The following is a 1,596-nucleotide window of genomic DNA, read 5'->3' as shown; positions in this document are numbered from 1 at the left end:
GCCCGGCCGCCCCCCGCGGGGGGCCCCCCCCCCCCCGCCGGCCCCCCCGCGCCCCCCCCCGCCCCGCCCGGGGGGGGGGGCCCCCCCCCCGGGGCCCCCCACCGCACTATGCCGGGTGAGGGCTACTGGCAGCCGCATCCGCCGCCGGCCGTGGCCGCCGGAGCGCAGCACATCGCCTTGTCGCTGTCATCGCAGCACGTGGTCTGCCGTTCGGTGCTGCAACACGTGAGTGCCGCAGGCTGGGGTGATGCGTCCGTGCGTTCTGTCGCCGGGGACTCGAATTCGTTCGGGTTGGCCATCGTGACTCCTGGATTCGTTGGGATTGGGTACCAGGACAGACGGAGGAGAGCTGGAAAGGACGCACCAGAAGTCGCGGTCGGGTGCTCCTGTATCCAGGGGCGGGATGCGCCCCTGAGGGGGATCGAACTCTGGCCGTAGCGCTCTCTGGTCAGGTGGCGGTTGTGAAGCCCGAAGTGTCGGGTGGACGATGGAGACTGCCACGGAGGCAGCGGATCGTCCGGCCATGGAATCGAGAGGCCATGCCAGGACCGGTGACGGATCGAAGTGTGCTCGCCGCCGATCTGGAGCGGGCGCGGGTCGACTTTCACACTCTGCTGTCGATGGCGGGGGAAGACGACTGGGGCAAGGCTTCGGCGGGCACCCGCTGGAGCAACGAACAGCTGCTGTTCCACATGCTGTTCGGGTACATGGTGGTGCGACGGCTGCTGATCGTCGTGCGCGTGATGAGCCGACTGCCCGAGGGCATCGGTCGCGGGTTCGCCCGCCGTCCTCAACGCCGCGACAGTGCCGTTCGATGTGATCAACTACTACGGCTCGTGCTGGGCGGCCCGCGTCTACAACTTCGCCGACTACATGACTCTCGCCGACATCTACGCCTATCCCGGCCGCCATTACGACCACCATCGGCGCCAACTCACGCTCACCGGCATGCGGTGAGCGCGCCGGTTCAGCGCACTGGGCTGCGGCGTTCGAGGAACACGCTGTCGCGCCACTTTCCGTCGAGTTGCGCGATGCGTTCGCGCACGCCGACGGTGCGGTAGCCCGCGGAGTGGTGCAGGGCGATCGCGGCGCGGTTCTCCGGAAAAATCGAAGCCTGCAGGGTCCACAGCCCGGCTTCGTCGGCCGCGATGACCTGGCGGTGCAGCAAGGCTTTCCCGACGCCGCGCCCGCGCATCTGCTCGGCCACATACACCGAACTCTCGGCCACACCCTCGTAACCCTCATCGCGGGAGGCGGCGCTGAGCGCGGACCAGCCCACGACTTCGCCGTCGATCTCGGCCACCCACCGGTGCTGCGGTAACCACCGCGCCTCGAGGGTGTCCCGGCTGGGAACCTCGGTGGCGGGTGTCGCCGTGCCGGTCGCGATGCCCTCGCCGTAGATGCCGCGCACCGCCTCCCAATCGTCTGCGCGCATCTGCCGGACGGTGACGTCGGCGGGCAGGTCCTCCGGGCAGCAGGGGCGCGGGGTCAACACGCCCATGACCGCGTCGGCGGCATGGGGAAGGCCGGTGCAGCAGGCGGGGTTGACCATCACCACGGTGGAGGTGCGGTCCTTGTGGACGCGGACGAACCCGA

At 69.9% G+C, this 1,596-nt stretch carries 2 protein-coding genes; one reads left to right on the top strand and one right to left on the bottom strand.

Going from position 1 to position 1,596, the window contains the following annotated elements; all coding sequences use genetic code 11:
• Nucleotides 1-804 precede the first annotated feature (804 nt).
• Complete coding sequence (locus IU459_RS40605) at nucleotides 805-957, top strand: hypothetical protein (RefSeq protein ID WP_440446560.1); 153 nt, start codon at nucleotides 805-807, stop codon at nucleotides 955-957.
• A gap of 10 nt (nucleotides 958-967) precedes the next feature.
• Here the strand turns inward: IU459_RS40605 and IU459_RS37075 are convergent.
• Nucleotides 968-1,596: GNAT family N-acetyltransferase (locus IU459_RS37075; protein ID WP_195134246.1), on the bottom strand; the 629-nt coding region annotated here is incomplete at its 5' end.

Origin of the sequence: Nocardia amamiensis (genome assembly GCF_015477605.1) — a bacterium.
Taxonomy (GTDB): Bacteria; Actinomycetota; Actinomycetes; order Mycobacteriales; family Mycobacteriaceae; genus Nocardia; species Nocardia amamiensis_A.
This window is presented reverse-complemented; position numbering and strand designations above follow the sequence as displayed.